Source organism: Sinomonas soli, from assembly GCF_054782415.1.
Window position 1 is genome coordinate 36,075 of sequence record NZ_BAAGSN010000026.1, and the last position, 16,140, is coordinate 52,214.

Below are 16,140 nucleotides of genomic sequence, written 5' to 3' on the forward strand. Positions count from 1 at the left end.
CACCCTTCACCACCCGATCGGGAGCACTATGGACCTCAGACGTCGCCGCGAGCTCGCGGCGCAGGCCGACCGCCCGGCAGGTGCAGTGACGCCCCCGGTCTCCTCGTCGCTGCTCATGGGGGAGGTGATTGCCCTGCCGCGCCCCGAGCCCGCCCGTCCGCTGCACAGGACCATGCTCGAGATGCTGCACGAGGCGCGGCGGCGCGGCATGTCCCACGAGCGGGACTCACTCCCGGCCTGCGAGCTCATGCTGGGGATCCATGCCCCGGCGGGCGAGCTGATGGGGATGCCCTGCGCAGCCTGCCACGGGCCGTGGCCCTGCACGACGGTACTGGGCATCCTCGGAGGCCTGGAGCCCACTGCCTAAGCCCGGACCACGTCCAGCGGTGCTGCTGAGCAGGCGGCCCCAGAATGGCGCAGCCAGACGAACCCGTCAGCCGCTGCCGCAGGCCTCTAACTGCCCATCCCGGATTCGTCGCCAGCTGCGGCCTCGTCGCGGAGTCGCTCGAGCGCGGCCTTGCGCGCCCCCCGGATATGAGCCCTGACGGCCCGTCTGGCCCCGGCGGGGTCTCCGGCGAGTATCGCGTCCAGGATGCGCCGATGCTCCACCCGCGACTTCTCCAGGCGGCCGGGCATGCGCAGGGTGGTCTCGATGCCGCGGGAGAGGATCTCCTGGAGCACGCCCTGGGTCTGGGCGAGGAAGCGGTTGCCTGCGGCTTCGACAATGCGCAGGTGGAAGGCTGCGTCGAGCTCCTGCAGCCGCTGCCAGTCGACCTCGACCTCGGAGCTTGCAGCGGCGAGGCTCTCGTGGGCAGTGGTGACGGCCTCGAGCTTGGCAGGGTCGCGGTAACTGGCCGCCCAGGCCGCTGCCGGCACTTCCAGCACCTCCCGCATGTCGTAGAGCTCCTCGATGGCGATGTCCTCGCCGTACAGGGCGGCGCGCAGCTTGCGGGTGGGCTCCGGGTCGGCGACGAAGACTCCGCTCCCATGCCGGACGTCCACCCGCCCCTGGGCCTTCAGTGCGCCGAGCGCCTCCCTCAGTGACGGGCGCCCGACACCGAGCTTCGCTGCGAGTTCGCGCTCGGGAGGGAGCCTGTCGCCAGGATGCAGGTGCTCGCTCGCGATGACGTCGAGGATCCGCCGCATGACCAACTCGGACACGCTGCCCTGCCGGACCGGCGCCCACGCCTCCTGAGCCTGCATTCTTCCCCTCCTGTCTTGCTCGAGTTCGTACCACCTCGAGGTAAGACCACCTTACCTGTTCTTGTCGAAATATCTCCCCGATGGGTTGTGTCGCCCATCACTGCGTGGCAGACTGCTGGAACAAGAGGTAAGACCTCTTTCCACTAAGGAGGACGCATGACAGACGCATCAGGGGAGCCCGGCTTCCTGGCGCACTACGACGGTGACGTCGTAGCAGTGGCGGTACGGGACCTGGAGCCCGGCCCCGTCGAGGGTGGCTACCTGCGGGGGCCGGCCTCGGTGACCGTCGAGCTCCACGACCCCGTCCCGCTGGGACACAAGCTCGCGCTGGCCGACATCAAGGCTGGCGAGGACGTCATCGAGTACGGGCTGCGGATCGGTGTGGCCACCGAGGACATCAGCCTCGGCTCGTACGTTCACATCCACAACGTAAGGAGCGCCCGGTGGCAGAACAGCGTGGCCTGAGCGGATACCGTCGCGAGGACGGATCGGTCGGCATCCGGAACTACACAGTCATCCTGCCCGTGGATGACCTCTCCAATGCGGCGGCGGAAGCTGTGGCCAAGGTGGTCCCGGGCACGCTGGCGCTGCCGCATGCCTATGGGCGGCTCCAGTTCGGACCGGACTTGGACCTGACCTTCCGGACACTGATCGGAACTGGTTCGAACGCCAACGTAGCCTCCGTGGTTGTGATCGGCATCGAGCCGAACTGGACCCAGCTCATCGTCGAGGGGATCGCGAAGACCGGGAAGAAGGTCCAGGGCTTCTCCATTGAGCGCAATGGGGACCTGAAGACGATCGAGAAGGCTTCTCGGGCGGCAGCGGCGTTCCTCCAGGAGGACTCCGAGAAGTACCGCGAGCCCGTGGAGCGTCGCGAGATCATGATGTCGATCAAGTGCGGCGAGTCCGACACGACCAGCGGGCTGGGGTCGTGCCCCACGACGGCGGAGGCTGTCGACCGGTGGGTCGATGCCGGCGGGACCGTGCTCTTCGGGGAGACGACCGAGCTGACCGGCGGCGAGCATCTGATCGCAGAGCGGTGCGTGAACGACGCCGTGCGCCAGCGGTTCCAGGCCATCTACGACAACTACATCGACGTGGTCGAGCGCACGGGGGCGAACCTGCTCGGGTCCCAGCCCACCCAGGGCAACATCCGAGGCGGCCTGTCCACGATCGAGGAGAAGGCGATGGGCAACATCGCGAAGACCGGAACCAAGCCGGTCGTCGGCGTGCTCGAATCGGCCGAGGCCCCAGGCGCCGGCCCCGGGCTCTACTTCATGGACACCTCGTCCGCGGCAGCCGAGTGCATCACGCTCATGGCCGCTGCCGGTGCCGTCGTGCACCTGTTCCCCACAGGGCAGGGCAACGTGATCGGCAACCCGATCGAACCGGTCGTCAAGATCACGGCGAACCCGCTCACGGCCGAGACCATGAGCGAGCACATGGACGTGGACTGCTCGGGACTGCTGCGGCGTGAATACGACCTCAGCTCGGCCGGCGACCAGCTGATGGAGGTCATCGACCGCACCGTGAACGGACGCCTGACGTGCAACGAGGTCCTCGGCCACCGGGAGTTCGTCATGACCCGGCTGTACCCGAGCGCCTGATTCCCGCGCCGGGGAGGGGCGGCCGCCCTTCCCCGGCGCACCCTGCAGAACACCCAGGAATGGAAAGACATGTCGCAAGAACTGACCAATCTGATCGATGGCGTCTGGCAGGACACGACTGAGCACGTCGACGTGTTCAACCCGGTGGACGGCTCCGTCGTCGGCCGGATCGGGTACGGCGGCGTCGAGCATGCCCAGGCCGCGGCCGACGCCGCCGCCGCCGCACTTCCTGCATGGGGCGCCACCCCCGCCAGGGCCCGCGCCGACCTGCTCCACCGGGCCGCGGAGCTGATCTCGGCCAGGGCCGAGGAGATCGGCCTGCTGCTGGCCAGAGAGGCAGGGAAGCGGCTGCCCGAGGCGGTTGGGGAGGTCCGCTTCTCCGCGGAGTACTTCCGGTGGTTCGCAGAGGAGGTGCGCCGGCCCCACGGCGCGGTGCACCCCCAGGAGGCCCAGGAGCGCCGCCACCTCACCTTCCGCCGGCCCGCCGGGGTGGTCGCCAGCCTCACCCCCTGGAACTTCCCCTGCTCGATCCAGGCCCGCAAGCTCGCCCCCGCCCTGGCAGCCGGCTGCACCGTCGTCGCCCGCGTCTCCGAGCAGGCACCGTTGGCGGCCACCGAGCTCGTCCGATGCCTCACCGACGCGGGCATGCCGCCGGGGACCGTCAACCTGGTGCACGGCGCGCCCGCGGAGATCACCGGTGCGTTCCTGGACCACCCCGCGGTCCGCGTCGTGTCCTTCACCGGGTCCACGCCGGTCGGGCGGCAGATCATGTCCCAGGCGAGCAGCCGGGTCGTCCGGCCGCTCCTGGAGCTCGGGGGGAACGCGGCGTTCATCGTGTTCGACGACGCCGACCTCGATGCCGCGGTGACCGGCGCCATGCTGGCCAAGTTCCGGAACACCGGCCAGTCCTGCATCGGCGCCAACCGGTTCTTCGTCCATGCCTCGGTCTACAACGACTTCGTCGCTAGGTTCTCGGCTGCGGTGGATGGCATGAGCATCGGGGATGGGCTGGCCTCCCCGGTGCCTGAGCTGGCCGCATGCATCGACCGCCGGAGAGTCCGGGCGGTCAACGGGCTGGTCGAAGAGGCCCTCGACGCCGGCGCGAAGAAGGTGACCCGCGACTTCAGCCTGCCGGAGGGCGCGTTCTGCGCACCCTCGATCCTGGTCGACGTCCCGGACCATGTCAGGCTGGCCACCGAGGAAGTCTTCGGCCCGGCGGCGGGGATCTTCCGGTTCGAGGACGAAGAGGAAGTCCTGCAGCGGGCCAACGCCACCGAGATGGGCCTCGCCGGCTACTTCTACACCCGCGACCAGGCAAGGATCTGGCGCGTCGGGGAACAGCTCGACGTGGGAATCACCGGCATCAACAACGCCCTGCCCACTGTGGCGTTCGCCCCCATGGGCGGAACCAAGCAGTCGGGCCTCGGACGTGAGGGAGGGAGCCTGGGCCTCGAGGAATTCGAAGAGACCCGCTACCTCTCCATAGGGATCTGACTCCCCCACCCCGTGCCCCGCGCGGGACCCACAACCATCCTCACCCGCAAAGGAGCGGAGAGTCATGGCAGGACAACCATTGATCATCAGGAGCGCGCGCGACGTCGTCGACGCGGTCAACTCAGGCGCCGTGCGCGGAGGCAACGAGGTGGCGATCGTCATCATCGCCCTCGGCGGCATCTTCATCGACGCCTACGACTTCACCTCCGTGGCCTTCGGGCTCAAGGACATCACCGCGACCTTCCACATCGACGCCTGGACCGAAGGCATCGTCGCATCCTCGATCATGATCGGCGCCCTCCTGGGAGCCGTCTCCGGCGGCTACCTGGTAGACCGGATCGGCCGGTACAAGATGTTCATGGCCGACATGCTCTTCTTCGTCGGCGCCGCCCTGGGCTGCGCCCTGGCCTGGAACGCGGTATCCCTGATCGTCTTCAGGTTCGCCATGGGCCTGGGCATCGGGCTCGACTTCCCCGTGGCCCTGGCCTTCGTCGCCGAACACACCGCCCGCAAGGGCAAGGGCGGCCGGGTGACGCTGTGGCAGCCCATGTGGTACGTCGCGACCGGCACGAGCTTCGCAGTCCTCGTGCCGCTCTTCTTCCTGATCCCGCAGTCCGCGCAGAGCGAGCTCCTGTGGCGCTGCGCCGTGGGCTTCGGCGCCGTGCCAGCACTGATCGTGCTCCTGGTCCGGCGGCGTTACATGGAGGAATCCGCCTCCTGGGCAGCGAACCAGGGCAATCTGGCAGGAGCGGTCGAGATCCTGAAGAAGTCATACCGGGCCGACGTCCAGCTGGCCCCCGAATCCGAGCTGCAGTACCCGCCCAAGCTCGCCAAGTCGCCCCTGTCCGGCATCAAGGCCCTCTGGAGCCCCAAGTACAGGCGACGGACCATCCTCGTCGGCATCGTCGGAGCCTGCCAGTCGATGCAGTACTACGCCGTCGGCTTCTTCCTGCCCTTCATCATCGGCACCTTCATGTCCATGAACCTCCTGGCCACGATCACCATGCCGCTGCTGTTCAACTTCCTCTTCGGAGTCACCGGCGGCTTCGCCGGAGTCATCCTCATCCGCAGGTTCGGCTCCTGGATGCTGACCTTCATCGGGTTCCTCGTCTGCTTCGGCGTGCTCATAGCGCTCGGCCTGCTCGGACGGCCCACGTCTCTCGGCGCAGGGATCCTCATCGGCCTGCTCCTCGGAGTCTTCGTCTACTTCCACTCCGCCGGCCCCGGCGCCCAGGGAATGACGATGGCCACCCTGAGCTACCCCACCTCCCTGCGCGGCACAGGCGCCGGCTTCGGACAGGCGGTCCTGCGGGTGGGCTCGACCATCTCGCTGCTGTTCTTCCCCGTCCTGGTGCACCAGCTGGGAACCCGGGTCTTCCTCGTCGTCGCCCTCGCCCCCCTCATCGGCCTCATCGCCCTGCTCAGCATCCGCTGGGAACCCACCCGGGCCGACGTCGACGCAGAGGACTACGACACCGCCGCCGAACAGAAGTCCGCCCCAGCTCCCGGAAACACGAAAGAGGCCACGCTATGAAGATCAGCTGCATCGGCGCCGGAAACATGGGCGGCGCCGTCGCCCGCCGGATCGCGGCCAACTCCGACTTCGCCGTCACCGTCTACGATCCGTCCCCCGCGGCAGTCAAGAAGTGCGTGGAGGCCGGCGCCACCGGCGCCGACTCGCTCGAGGCAGCGGTGACGGGCGCCGACGTCGTCCTCACCAGCCTGCCGACCGTCCCGCTGGTACTCGACACCATCCGCCAGATCCTGCCCCGGACTGGCGAGGACACCATCATCGTGGACATCTCCACCATCGACCCGCAGTCCGCCCGCACGGTCCTGGACCTGTGCACGCAGTCCCGGAGACCCTTCGTCGCCTGCCCCTTGGGGAAGACGCCGGCCCATGCCGAGACCGGCCAGATCCCGCTCTTCGTGGGGGGCGAGCCCGGCGTGGTGGCCACGATCGGACAACTGCTGGACTGGATGGGAGAGAAGACCTACAACTTCGGCACGGTCGAGGCCGCGACCGCCTTCAAGCTCGTCTCCAACTTCATCGGGATGGCCAACGTCGCCATCCTCGCCGAGGGGCTCGCGGTCGCGCTCAAGGCCGGAATCTCCCCGGAGGCCTTCGCCGAAGCCCTGGCCGACACCGGAGCCCGCTCGTTCCAATCCGACCTGCGGCTTCCGTGGATGCTCGAGCAAGACTGGGCGCCCCGGTTCGGGGTCGACCTCGCTGTCAAGGACGTCGGCCTCGCGGTGGCCTCCGCCCTGTCCTGGCGCATCCCCGTCCCCGTGGGCTCCGCCGCCCTCGCACAGCTGATCTCCGCCTCTGCCCGCGGCTACGGACGCGAGGACGTGGTCTCCATGCTCAAGCTCATCCAGCCCGACACCGAAGAGGCACGATGAGCACCGTCGTCGTCACCGAAGACGTCACCGGCCCTGCCTACGACAGGCTCGCCGCAGCCCGGGGCCTCCGTCGGGACGCGGAAGCGTGGAGGTCTCCCGACCGGCTCCGGGAGCTCCTCGCCCACGCCGAAGCCGTGATTGTCCGGAACCGCACCCAGGTCGACCGGGCGTTCCTGGAGGCGGCACCCTCCCTGAAGGTCGTGGCCCGGGCCGGGGTGGGAATGGACAACATCGACCTGGAAGCCGCCGACCGGGCAGGAGTGGTCGTCGTCGCCCCCCTCGGGGCCAACGCCGCCAGCGTCGCAGAACACGCCCTGTCGATGGCCCTGGCCCTGTCCAAGTCCCTCATCCCCTCCAGCACCTCCACCAAAGCCGGGGGCTGGGACCGGACTCCCACTCAGGAGCTCAGAGGACGCACCTGGGGCCTGCTCTCAGCCGGAGCCACGGCCCGCGCGACAGCCCGGCTTGCCCGGTCACTCGGGATGGACATCGTTGCCTATGACCCCTATATCGGCCCGGACCACCCCGAAGTCCTCGAGATCGGGCTCGAGCTCGCCCCCCTCGACGAAGTCCTCTCCCGCGCCCAGGTGCTCAGCGTCCACCTGCCCCACAGCCCGGCCACCGAGCGGCTCCTGGACGCTCACCGGCTCGCCCTCCTCCCCCGCGGCGCCCTCCTCATCAGCGTCGGGCGAGGCGAAGTAGTCGACGAGTCCGCGCTGCTCGAAGCCCTCACCACGGGCCGGCTGGGCGGAGCCGGACTCGACGTTCGGGCACAGGAGCCGCCGACCGCAGGCGCCCTCGAAACGCTGCCGAACGTGATCCTGACCCCCCACGTGGCAGGGATCACCGTGCAGGCACAGCACCGGATCGGCGAGATTCTCTGCGACCAGATCACCACCGTGCTCGACGGCGGACGAGCGACCTGTGCCGTGGGAAGCCACGCGGCCCCGGCCCGGGAGACGGTGGCATGAAGATCAGGTACGGCGACGCCGTCGGACTCGCCACCGACCTGCTCTTGGCGGTCGGCTACGACCGGCCCAAGGCGGCCGCAGTCGCCCGGGCGCTCGGGCTCGCCGAGGCATGGGGCCTTAGTTCGCACGGCCTGCTCAGACTCCCGATCTACCTCGACCGCACCCTCGCCGGGGGTTATGACCCCCACGCCGGGCTGACGACGGTGACTGACCTCGGTGCCCTCCTGGTCCTGGACGGCGGGACCAGTCTGGGCCACTGGCAGATGAGCCGCGCGGTAGAGCTGGGGACGCCGCGCGCGAAGGAGTTCGGCATCGCCGCCATCGCCATCGGCAACTCGGGCCATTGTGGCGCCCTCGGTGTCTACGCCGCCGACGCCGCCGAAGCAGGCCTCGTCTCCCTCGCCTTCTCCTGTGGCCCGGCAGTGCTACCCCCGTGGGGGGGCAACCAGCGCCTCCTCTCCACCTCGCCCATCGCCGCGGGCTTCCCGCTCACCCCACAACCAGCCATCGTCGACCTCGCCCTGAGCACCGTTGCCCGGGGCAAGATCGCCGCCTACGCCAACCGCAAAGAACCCCTCCCCGAAGGATGGGCCCTCGATGCCATCGGACGGCCCACGACCGACCCCGAGGAAGCACTCCTCGGAATGCTCTCCCCACTCGGAGGCGCAAAGGGCTTCGCACTCGCCTTCCTCGTCGAAGCCCTCACCGCCGGTCTCGTCGGCCCCAGCCTCTCCAAGGACATGCCGGACTTCTTCGACCAGGACAGTCTGGACCGCCCCCAGGGCATATCCCACCTGCTCCTCCTGATCGACCCGGCCACAACGGACGCCGGCGGAGACCCCGAGGCCGCGCTGGAACGCTTCACAGCCCTCGCCACCGCAACCGGCGCGGCTGGAGGACGTGTCCCAGGGGCGCGCAGACTAGCCCCCAGCCGAATAGGCCCGGGCCTGGTCGTCGACGTCCACGACACACTGCTCGAAAGCCTCCGAGAACGCCAAAGGGCCACCTCACCGACAGTCGAGGGCCCCGCCACCACACACTGAGCGGCGTGGGCACAGACGGACGGACCCAGAACCAGACCGTCCCTCGATACAGCGCCTCCGCCGATTGACGTAGGGCCAGCACCGACAACGCCGGCGCGACAGCGAGGCATGACCTGTTCAGTGATCCTCAGACGACGAAGCCCCGATGCCCAAAGAGCTCGGGGCTTCGTCACGACCTCATTGTCACCACGCAAGGGTGCCGGTGCGATGGTCGGGAGCTCCGTTCCCGTGATCCTCGCGGAATCCGGGGCGCCCCGCGTTGGGACGAAGCGTAGGGTGAACCACGTGAGTCGGCAGCGAAGGCCCCAGCGGATCGGCTGGATCGCTCTGGCAGTCGTGAGCCTCGGCATCATGGGCTTCGGCGTCGTGATCGCCATCGCGCCGATGGGCGCTGATGAGTTGCTCTACCGCGCTGACGGACTCGCCTCGATCGGACTGGGCCTCCTCGGCGGTCTCCTCGCCCTGATCCCGTACCGCCGAGGCGAGCGCTGGGCATGGGTCGCGCTCTGGTTCTACCCCGTCTTCTGGACCATCCATCTGGTCGCCGGACTGCCGCCGGGCAAAGACCACATCCACCAGGTCGTCTTCATCGCCCTCTCCCTGCTCGGGCTGCTCCTGCCCGTGCGGGCCTTCTTCCCACGAAGCCGAACGGCTGTCCGCTGAAGGATTCCTCGGCCAGCCGGCGGGAGGTGCCAGAGCCTAGGCGTTACTCACCGGTTACTTCTCATTGACGGGGGAAAACCGGCGGCTCTACCTTCTGGCATGAAGAAAGCGACATTTCGTGCAGTAACGGCCATCGTTGGGCTGTTCGTCATCGCAACGGGATTTGCTGGGTCGGCTCAAGCCGCTCCGCTGCCCGCAACGGTGCAGGCCGCATCCACCCGTACCGACTACCGGGACTTCAATGGCGACGGCAACGCGGACGTCCTCGCGCGCGACAGCTTCGGCACCCTGTGGCTCTACCCCGGCAACGGCGATGGCGGCTTCCTGGCACGGAAGAGGATCAGTGGCGGGTGGAGCCACATGACCGCCATCATCACCGGGTACTTCACCCGGAGCGGCCACAACGACATCGTCGCCCGGGGCTATGACGGCAACCTCTGGCTCTACGCGGGCAACGGCGACGGAACGTTCAAGCCCAGGGTCAAGATCGGCTCCGGCTGGAACGCCTTCACCACGATCCAGAGCTACGGCAGCACGACGCACGGCACCGGCATCCTGGTCCGCGACAGGTCTGGCGTCCTCTGGGACTACCGGTTCAACACCGCCACCCGCCACTTCAGCCCCAAGAAGCTGGCCGGAGGCTTCGGCCAATACACCAAGGTGCTCTGGGTGGGCGACTGGAGCAATGACGGCAACTATGGGGACGTCGTCGCCATCGACAAGTCCGGCAAGTTCTGGCTCTACGCCGAGGACCCCTACGGCACGTTCTACCCGCGCCGCCAGATCAGCCCCACCGGGCCCTCGTACACTGCGGTCATCTGTCCTGGGGCCTGGGACGGACGTGACGGCGAGCCTGACCTGATGGGCCGTGACAGCAGGGGCGTCCTCTACGTGTTCAGCCCGACAACGACCCCACACAGGGTGAGCCACGGCTGGAACGGCTTCACACTCTTCTGAGCAACTGCCCGGTCCACCGGCGGGAGATGCCGTCGGCGGACCCAGCGCCCAACGAGCGAGGCCCACGCCGCCGGAGAATGGCGGCGTGGGCCCTCATCACTTCGCGAGATGCGGCTTACCAGCCGCGCTCGGCGAGGCGGTGGGGCTGCGGGATGTCGTCGACGTTGATCCCGACCATGGCCTCGCCCAGGCCGCGGGAGACCTTGGCGATCATGTCCGGGTCGTCGAAGAAGGTGGTGGCCTTCACGACGGCGGCGGCGCGCTCGGCCGGGTTGCCGGACTTGAAGATGCCGGAGCCGACGAACACGCCGTCCGCGCCGAGCTGCATCATCATCGCCGCATCGGCCGGGGTCGCGATGCCGCCGGCGGTGAAGAGCACGACGGGGAGCTTGCCGGTCTCGGCGATCTCCTTGACGAGCTCGAACGGGGCCTGCAGCTCCTTGGCCGCGACGTAGAGCTCGTCCTCGGGCAGGGAGGCGAGGCGCTTGATCTCGGCGCGGATCTTGCGCATGTGCGTGGTCGCGTTGGAGACGTCGCCGGTGCCGGCCTCACCCTTGGAGCGGATCATGGCCGCGCCCTCGTTGATGCGGCGCAGCGCCTCGCCGAGGTTGGTCGCACCGCACACGAACGGGACGGTGAACTTCCACTTGTCGATGTGGTTCTCGTAGTCGGCCGGGGTCAGGACCTCGGACTCGTCGATGTAGTCCACGCCGAGGGACTGCAGGACCTGCGCCTCGACGAAGTGGCCGATGCGCGCCTTGGCCATGACCGGGATGGAGACGGCCTCGATGATCGAGTCGATCATGTCCGGGTCCGACATGCGGGACACGCCGCCCTGGGCACGGATGTCAGCAGGGACGCGCTCGAGCGCCATGACGGCCACGGCGCCGGCATCCTCGGCGATCTTCGCCTGCTCGACGTTGACGACGTCCATGATGACGCCGCCCTTGAGCATCTCGGCCATGCCACGCTTGACCCGGTTGCTGCCGGTCGTGGGAGCCGAGGCGTTTGCTTCAGTAGACACGTGCTCGTCTTTCTTGTCGCGCGGAAAGCTTGGAAACGTCTGTGGGGACACCTCAGTCTATCCCCGGCCAGCCGCCTGCCGGTGCACCGCGAGCACCCGCTGGACCACTGTGACGGCGCTGGCTGCCGCAAGGAGCCCGAGCGTCCACGTCAGGAACACCGCCGGCAGGCCAAGGCCCACCAGGCCTGCGACGACGAGGGTCGAGACGAGCCGCTCGGCGCGCTCCGCGATGCCCACGTTCGCCGCGTATCCGAGCGACTCGGCCTTCGCCCGGGCGTAGGAGACGATGTTGCCCAGCGCGAGGCACGCCACCGCGAGGGACCCGGTCAGGAAGCTCGCGCCGCCGCCGAAGAACCAGAGGGCGAGGCCACCGAACACCGCCGCGTCCTGGACGCGGTCGAGCGTCGAGTCGAGGAAGCCGCCCCAGGTGCCGGCGCGCTGCGACAGGCGGGCCATGAGGCCGTCGATGACATCCGAGAACACGAACGCGGTGATGACCACGACGCCCCAGAAGAGCTGGCCCAGAGGGAAGAGGATGACCGCGCCGAGTGACACGCCGAGCGTTCCGGCGAGCGTGACTGCGTCCGGGGATACGTGCAGGCGCAGCAGGAACCGCGCGAGCGGGGTGAAGACGCGGCTGAAGGTCTCGCGCGCGTGCCTATTGAGCACCCGCGGCCGTCCCCTCGCCCGGCCAGGCCTCCGCGAGCAGCCGGCGCGTCTCGTCGAGGGTCTGGGTGATCTGCTTGGTCTGGGCGATGATCGGCAGGAAGTTCGCGTCCCCTCCCCACCGCGGGACCACGTGCTGGTGCAGGTGGGCGGCGATCCCGGCCCCGCCCGCGTCGCCCTGGTTGATCCCCAGGTTGAAGCCGTGCGGGTTGGACACGGCCCGGATCACCCGCATCGCCGTCTGCGTGATCTGCGCCATCTCCGCCGTCTCCTCGGCGGTGATGTCGGTGTAGTCGGCCACGTGGCGGTAGGGGCAGACGAGGAGGTGGCCCGGGTTGTAGGGGAACAGGTTCAGGATCGCGTAGCAGGTCCGGCCACGGTGCACGATCAGGGACTGCTCGTCGCTCCGGCCCGGCGCCGCGCAGAAGGGACAGTCCTTGTCCTTGTACTGGCCCTGGCCGCCCTTGACGTAGGCCATCCGGTGCGGGGTCCACAGGCGCCCGAAAGCGTCCGGCGTCCCGGGCAGCTCGAACGGGTCGGTCACAGCGGCGTCCGACGCGGTCGCGTCGACGGCCGGGTCCGCGTGCTGGCCCTGGGCGCCCCCGGACCCCGCCACGTCAGAGGGCCCTCGAACGGACGGCCTGGACGATCCGCGCCACGGCCTCGTCGACCGGAACGCCGTTGTCCTGGCTGCCGTCGCGGAACCGGAACGAGACCGCGCCCGCGTCGGCGTCGTCTCCGCCGGCGATGAGCACGAACGGCACCTTCTCCTTGCTCGCCGTGCGGATCTTCTTCGGGAAGCGGTCGCTCGAGGCGTCCACCTCTGCGCGGATCCCCTCCTTCCTGAGGCGGTCCACGACGTCGTACAGGTAGTCGTTGAACGCCTCGGCGACCGGGATGGCGACGACCTGGACCGGGGCGAGCCACGCAGGGAAGGCGCCCGCGTAGTGCTCCGTGAGGACACCCAGGAACCGCTCGATCGAGCCGAACTTCGCGGCGTGGATCATGACCGGCTCCTGGCGGGTGCCGTCCGCGGCCTGATACTCGAGCCCGAAGCGGGCCGGCTGGTTGAAGTCGTACTGGACGGTGGACATCTGCCACGTCCGGCCGATCGCATCGCGGGCCTGGACCGAGATCTTCGGGCCATAGTAGGCGGCGCCGCCCGGGTCCGGGACGAGCTCGAGCCCGGTCTCGAGGGCCACCCGCTCGAGGACGGCCGTGGCCTCCTCCCACTGCTCGTCGGTGCCGATGAACTTGTCCGACTCCGGGTCCCGGGTGGAGAGCTCGAGGTAGAAGTCGTCGAGGCCGAAGTCGCGCAGGAGCGAGAGGATGAACGTCAGCAGGTGCTTGACCTCGCCCGGGGCCTGCTCCTTGGTCACGTACGAGTGCGAGTCGTCCTGGGCGAAGCCGCGCACGCGGGTGAGGCCGTGCACCACGCCGGACTTCTCGTACCGGTAGACGTGGCCGAACTCGAACAGCCGCATCGGCAGCTCGCGGTAGGACCGGCCGCGGGAGCGGTAGATCAGGTTGTGCATGGGGCAGTTCATGGCCTTGAGGCGGTAGTCCTGGCCCGGCTTGGTGATGTTGCCGTCCTCGTCGCGCTCCTCATCGACGTGGAGCGGCGGGAACATCGTGTCCGCGTAGTACGGCAGGTGACCCGAGGTATGGAACAGTCCGTCCTTCGAGATGTGCGGCGTCCCGACGTACTGGAAGCCCTCCTCGATGTGCCGGCGGCGGACGTAGTCCTCCATCTCCCGCTTGATGATGCCGCCCTTGGGGTGGAACACGGGCAGGCCGGAACCGAGCTCGTCGGGGAAGGAGAACAGGTCCAGCTCGGCGCCGAGCTTGCGGTGGTCGCGCCGCTCGGCCTCGGCGATGCGGTCCTGGTAGGCCTTGAGGGCCTCCTTGGTGGGCCACGCGGTGCCGTAGATGCGCTGGAGCTGGACGTTCTTCTCGTTGCCGAGCCAATACGCGGCCGCGGAGCGGGTGAGGGCGAACGCGTTGGAGATGAGCTTGGTGTTGGGCAGGTGCGGGCCGCGGCACAGGTCGCACCACACGACGTCGCCGCTCTTGCGGTCGATGTTGTCGTAGATCGTGATCTCGCCGGCGCCGACCTCGACGTTCGCGCCTTCCTTCGCGGCGGCGTCGTGCGCCTTCGAATCCTGGTCCTTGACCCCGAGGAGGACGAGCTTGTAGGGCTCGTCGGCCATGGCGGCGCCGGCCTCGACCTCGGTGACGACGCGGCGCCGGAAGACCTGGTTCTGGTTCACGATCTTGAGCATCATCTTCTCGAGGGTGCGCAGGTCCTCGGGGGTGAAGGGCTCGGCGACGTCGAAGTCGAAGTAGAAGCCGTCCTTGATGTACGGGCCGATGCCGAGCTTGGCACCCGGGCGCAGCTGCTGCACGGCCTGGGCCATGACGTGCGCCGTCGAGTGCCGCAGGACGTTGAGCCCGTCCTCGCTGGCGATGTCCACGCCCTCGACCTCGGCGCCGGCCGGGACGGGCTGGTCGAGGTCCTTCAGGACGCCGTCCACCCGCATCACGACGATCTCGCGGTGTCCCTCGAACAGCTCGGTTCCCGTGGTGCCCTCCGTCACGGTTCGCGGTTCGCCGTCAACGGTGATCGTCATCTGCTGGGCCTCTGGCACGGGTCTCTCCTCGTCATGTTCCGGCTTCATAGCTTGTGGCGTACGGAGACCACAGCCAGCCAGCGTCAAGCCTATCGGATCGCGTCCCCCACCCACGGCGGCGACGGGCGGTCGCCGCGTGGCCCGATGGCCCGGGCCGCGGCCATAATGGGCGCATGTGCGGCAGATACGTCATGGCCCGGCCGGTCGGCGACCTCGTGGCGGAGTTCGACGTCGATGAGACCTACGTCGATGCCCTCGAGCCCTCCTACAACATTGCGCCCACGGACCCCGTCCCGATCATCCTCGACCGCCGCGAGAAGGACACCGGAGAGATCTCTCGCAAGCTCGTCACGGCGCGCTGGGGGCTCGTGCCCCCGTGGGCGAAGGACGCCAAAGGCGCGGCGCGGCTCATCAATGCCCGCCGGGAGACGGTCACGGAGAAGCCCTCCTTCCGCAAGGCCGCCGCGTCCAAGCGGGCGCTCGTCCCGGCGGACGGCTACTACGAGTGGGAGAAGCGTGAGAGCGCCGCCAAGCCCGGCACGCTCGAGAAGGTCCCCACCTACCTGCACGCGGACGACGACGGGCTGCTCGCCTTCGCCGCTCTGTTCGAGAACTGGCCGGACCCGACCCTCCCGGCGGACAGCCCACACCGGTGGCTGCGCACGTGCACGATCCTGACGGGCCCGGCCTCGGACGCCCTGGGCTACATCCACGACCGCACGCCGGTGATCGTGCCCCGCGAGATGTGGTCGGACTGGCTGGACCCGGAGACCACCGGCGAGGCGGACGTGCGGGCGCTCATCGACTCGATGCCGGAGCCGCATCTCGCCCCCCGTGTGGTGGGCAGCCTCGTGAACAGCGTCCGCAACGACGGCCCGGAGCTCATCGAAGCAGCCGGGTGAGCCGCACCGCCGGGAATACCCGGCGCCCGCAGCGCGTTGGAAAGCCCGGATCCCCTACCCCTAGGAGTACACGCATGGACACCTTCACCCCTGCAGCCGGCAGCATCACGATGTTCTCGACGACCTGGTGCGGCTACTGCAACCGGCTCAAGAAGCAGCTGGACGCCCAGGGCATCGGCTACACCGAGGTGAACATCGAGGAGGTCGAGGGCACCGCCGAGCTCGTCGAGCAGCTCAACGGCGGCAACCGCACCGTCCCCACCGTCGTGTTCCCGGACGGCACTGCCGCGACCAACCCCTCTGCGGCACAGGTGAAGGCCAAGCTCGGCCTCTGACGCCTCGGGGCATCCGGCGGTCTGCACCGCGGACCCGGTTTGCCCGGCCTCCCCCGGCCCCTCCTACGATGGCCCCACACCGTAGGACGAGTCAGGGGAGGTTTTTTCATGGCCAGCGCAGCTCAGCAGCCCAGGATGCACGAGGTGAGGGGGGTCGTGGTGCGCTCGAAGGGTGCGCCGGCGGTGGTGGAGACGATCCTGGTCCCGGATCCGGGGCCGGGCGAGGCGCTCGTGGACGTGCT

General features: G+C 68.9%; 17 protein-coding genes. 12 read left to right on the forward strand and 5 right to left on the reverse strand.

Features of this window, described 5'->3' with window-relative positions; genetic code table 11:
* Nucleotides 1-28 precede the first annotated feature (28 nt).
* Nucleotides 29-367: a hypothetical protein gene (locus ACYVKZ_RS20180; RefSeq protein WP_460994175.1), complete on the forward strand. Its 339-nt coding sequence runs from the start codon at nt 29-31 to the stop codon at nt 365-367.
* 86 nt (nt 368-453) lie between these two features.
* On the opposite strand, the gene ACYVKZ_RS20185 is transcribed toward ACYVKZ_RS20180, so the two are convergent.
* Entirely contained in the window at nt 454-1,203 is a 750-nt protein-coding gene (locus tag ACYVKZ_RS20185) for a FadR/GntR family transcriptional regulator (protein WP_460994177.1), read from the reverse strand.
* A gap of 156 nt (nt 1,204-1,359) precedes the next feature.
* On the opposite strand from ACYVKZ_RS20185, the gene ACYVKZ_RS20190 reads away from it, so the two are divergent.
* The 9 genes from ACYVKZ_RS20190 to ACYVKZ_RS20230 all read left to right on the forward strand — a co-directional run bounded on the left by ACYVKZ_RS20190 (nt 1,360) and on the right by ACYVKZ_RS20230 (nt 10,341).
* On the forward strand, nt 1,360-1,668 hold the full coding sequence (locus ACYVKZ_RS20190; protein WP_460994179.1) for a UxaA family hydrolase: 309 nt from the start codon (nt 1,360-1,362) through the stop codon (nt 1,666-1,668).
* Complete coding sequence (locus ACYVKZ_RS20195) at nt 1,647-2,810, forward strand: UxaA family hydrolase (protein WP_460994181.1); 1,164 nt, start codon at nt 1,647-1,649, stop codon at nt 2,808-2,810. The genes ACYVKZ_RS20190 and ACYVKZ_RS20195 overlap by 22 nt, the downstream gene beginning before the upstream one ends.
* 69 nt (nt 2,811-2,879) lie before the next feature.
* On the forward strand, nt 2,880-4,304 hold the full coding sequence (locus ACYVKZ_RS20200; RefSeq protein WP_460994183.1) for an NAD-dependent succinate-semialdehyde dehydrogenase: 1,425 nt from the start codon (nt 2,880-2,882) through the stop codon (nt 4,302-4,304).
* Between the two features lie 64 nt (nt 4,305-4,368).
* On the forward strand, nt 4,369-5,838 hold the full coding sequence (locus tag ACYVKZ_RS20205; RefSeq protein WP_460994185.1) for an MFS transporter: 1,470 nt from the start codon (nt 4,369-4,371) through the stop codon (nt 5,836-5,838).
* On the forward strand, nt 5,835-6,707 hold the full coding sequence (locus ACYVKZ_RS20210; protein WP_460994187.1) for an NAD(P)-dependent oxidoreductase: 873 nt from the start codon (nt 5,835-5,837) through the stop codon (nt 6,705-6,707). Before ACYVKZ_RS20205 ends, ACYVKZ_RS20210 begins: the two co-directional genes overlap by 4 nt.
* Nucleotides 6,704-7,678, forward strand: a complete 975-nt coding sequence (locus ACYVKZ_RS20215) for an NAD(P)-dependent oxidoreductase (protein ID WP_460994189.1) — start codon at nt 6,704-6,706, stop codon at nt 7,676-7,678. The genes ACYVKZ_RS20210 and ACYVKZ_RS20215 overlap by 4 nt, the downstream gene beginning before the upstream one ends.
* Nucleotides 7,675-8,721, forward strand: a complete 1,047-nt coding sequence (locus tag ACYVKZ_RS20220) for an Ldh family oxidoreductase (RefSeq protein ID WP_460994191.1) — start codon at nt 7,675-7,677, stop codon at nt 8,719-8,721. Before ACYVKZ_RS20215 ends, ACYVKZ_RS20220 begins: the two co-directional genes overlap by 4 nt.
* 285 nt (nt 8,722-9,006) lie before the next feature.
* The gene (locus ACYVKZ_RS20225) at nt 9,007-9,384 is read left to right on the forward strand and encodes a hypothetical protein (RefSeq protein WP_460994193.1); all 378 of its coding nucleotides are present in this window, start codon (nt 9,007-9,009) and stop codon (nt 9,382-9,384) included.
* A 201-nt stretch (nt 9,385-9,585) separates the two neighbouring features.
* Nucleotides 9,586-10,341 carry an FG-GAP repeat domain-containing protein gene (locus tag ACYVKZ_RS20230; protein WP_460994195.1) on the forward strand — a complete coding sequence of 252 codons (756 nt, stop codon included), beginning with the start codon at nt 9,586-9,588 and terminating at the stop codon, nt 10,339-10,341.
* Nucleotides 10,342-10,456: 115 nt separating this feature from the next.
* Here ACYVKZ_RS20230 and pdxS read toward each other — a convergent pair whose 3' ends face one another.
* From pdxS to thrS, 4 genes are all read right to left on the reverse strand, one after another.
* On the reverse strand, nt 10,457-11,365 hold the full coding sequence (gene pdxS, locus ACYVKZ_RS20235; RefSeq protein ID WP_460994197.1) for a pyridoxal 5'-phosphate synthase lyase subunit PdxS: 909 nt from the start codon (nt 11,363-11,365) through the stop codon (nt 10,457-10,459).
* 57 nt (nt 11,366-11,422) lie between these two features.
* Nucleotides 11,423-12,034 (reverse strand): phosphatidylinositol phosphate synthase, encoded by a 612-nt coding sequence (gene pgsA / locus ACYVKZ_RS20240; protein WP_460994199.1) that lies wholly within the window; start codon nt 12,032-12,034, stop codon nt 11,423-11,425.
* Nucleotides 12,024-12,575 (reverse strand): HIT family protein, encoded by a 552-nt coding sequence (locus ACYVKZ_RS20245; protein ID WP_307008091.1) that lies wholly within the window; start codon nt 12,573-12,575, stop codon nt 12,024-12,026. Before ACYVKZ_RS20245 ends, pgsA begins: the two co-directional genes overlap by 11 nt.
* Nucleotides 12,576-12,648: 73 nt before the next feature.
* Nucleotides 12,649-14,661, reverse strand: coding sequence for a threonine--tRNA ligase (gene thrS, locus ACYVKZ_RS20250; RefSeq protein ID WP_460994212.1), 2,013 nt, complete (start codon nt 14,659-14,661; stop codon nt 12,649-12,651).
* Nucleotides 14,662-14,834: 173 nt separating this feature from the next.
* On the opposite strand from thrS, the gene ACYVKZ_RS20255 reads away from it, so the two are divergent.
* A complete protein-coding gene (locus tag ACYVKZ_RS20255) occupies nt 14,835-15,563 on the forward strand; it encodes an SOS response-associated peptidase (RefSeq protein ID WP_460994201.1) in 729 nt (242 codons plus the stop codon).
* Between the two features lie 74 nt (nt 15,564-15,637).
* Nucleotides 15,638-15,898: a mycoredoxin gene (locus ACYVKZ_RS20260; RefSeq protein WP_460994203.1), complete on the forward strand. Its 261-nt coding sequence runs from the start codon at nt 15,638-15,640 to the stop codon at nt 15,896-15,898.
* Nucleotides 15,899-16,140 lie beyond the last annotated feature (242 nt).

What these genes read in the sequence shown, in the direction of transcription:
- ACYVKZ_RS20220 (WP_460994191.1), top strand. Translation starts at nt 7,675, where the DNA reads ATGAAGATCAGGTACGGCGACGCCGTCGGACTCGCCACCGACCTGCTC.
- ACYVKZ_RS20255 (WP_460994201.1), top strand. Translation starts at nt 14,835, where the DNA reads ATGTGCGGCAGATACGTCATGGCCCGGCCGGTCGGCGACCTCGTGGCG.
- ACYVKZ_RS20260 (WP_460994203.1), top strand. Translation starts at nt 15,638, where the DNA reads ATGGACACCTTCACCCCTGCAGCCGGCAGCATCACGATGTTCTCGACG.
- thrS (WP_460994212.1), bottom strand. Translation starts at nt 14,661, where the DNA reads ATGACGATCACCGTTGACGGCGAACCGCGAACCGTGACGGAGGGCACC.
- ACYVKZ_RS20215 (WP_460994189.1), top strand. Translation starts at nt 6,704, where the DNA reads ATGAGCACCGTCGTCGTCACCGAAGACGTCACCGGCCCTGCCTACGAC.
- ACYVKZ_RS20185 (WP_460994177.1), bottom strand. Translation starts at nt 1,203, where the DNA reads ATGCAGGCTCAGGAGGCGTGGGCGCCGGTCCGGCAGGGCAGCGTGTCC.
- ACYVKZ_RS20200 (WP_460994183.1), top strand. Translation starts at nt 2,880, where the DNA reads ATGTCGCAAGAACTGACCAATCTGATCGATGGCGTCTGGCAGGACACG.
- ACYVKZ_RS20190 (WP_460994179.1), top strand. Translation starts at nt 1,360, where the DNA reads ATGACAGACGCATCAGGGGAGCCCGGCTTCCTGGCGCACTACGACGGT.
- ACYVKZ_RS20205 (WP_460994185.1), top strand. Translation starts at nt 4,369, where the DNA reads ATGGCAGGACAACCATTGATCATCAGGAGCGCGCGCGACGTCGTCGAC.
- ACYVKZ_RS20210 (WP_460994187.1), top strand. Translation starts at nt 5,835, where the DNA reads ATGAAGATCAGCTGCATCGGCGCCGGAAACATGGGCGGCGCCGTCGCC.
- ACYVKZ_RS20180 (WP_460994175.1), top strand. Translation starts at nt 29, where the DNA reads ATGGACCTCAGACGTCGCCGCGAGCTCGCGGCGCAGGCCGACCGCCCG.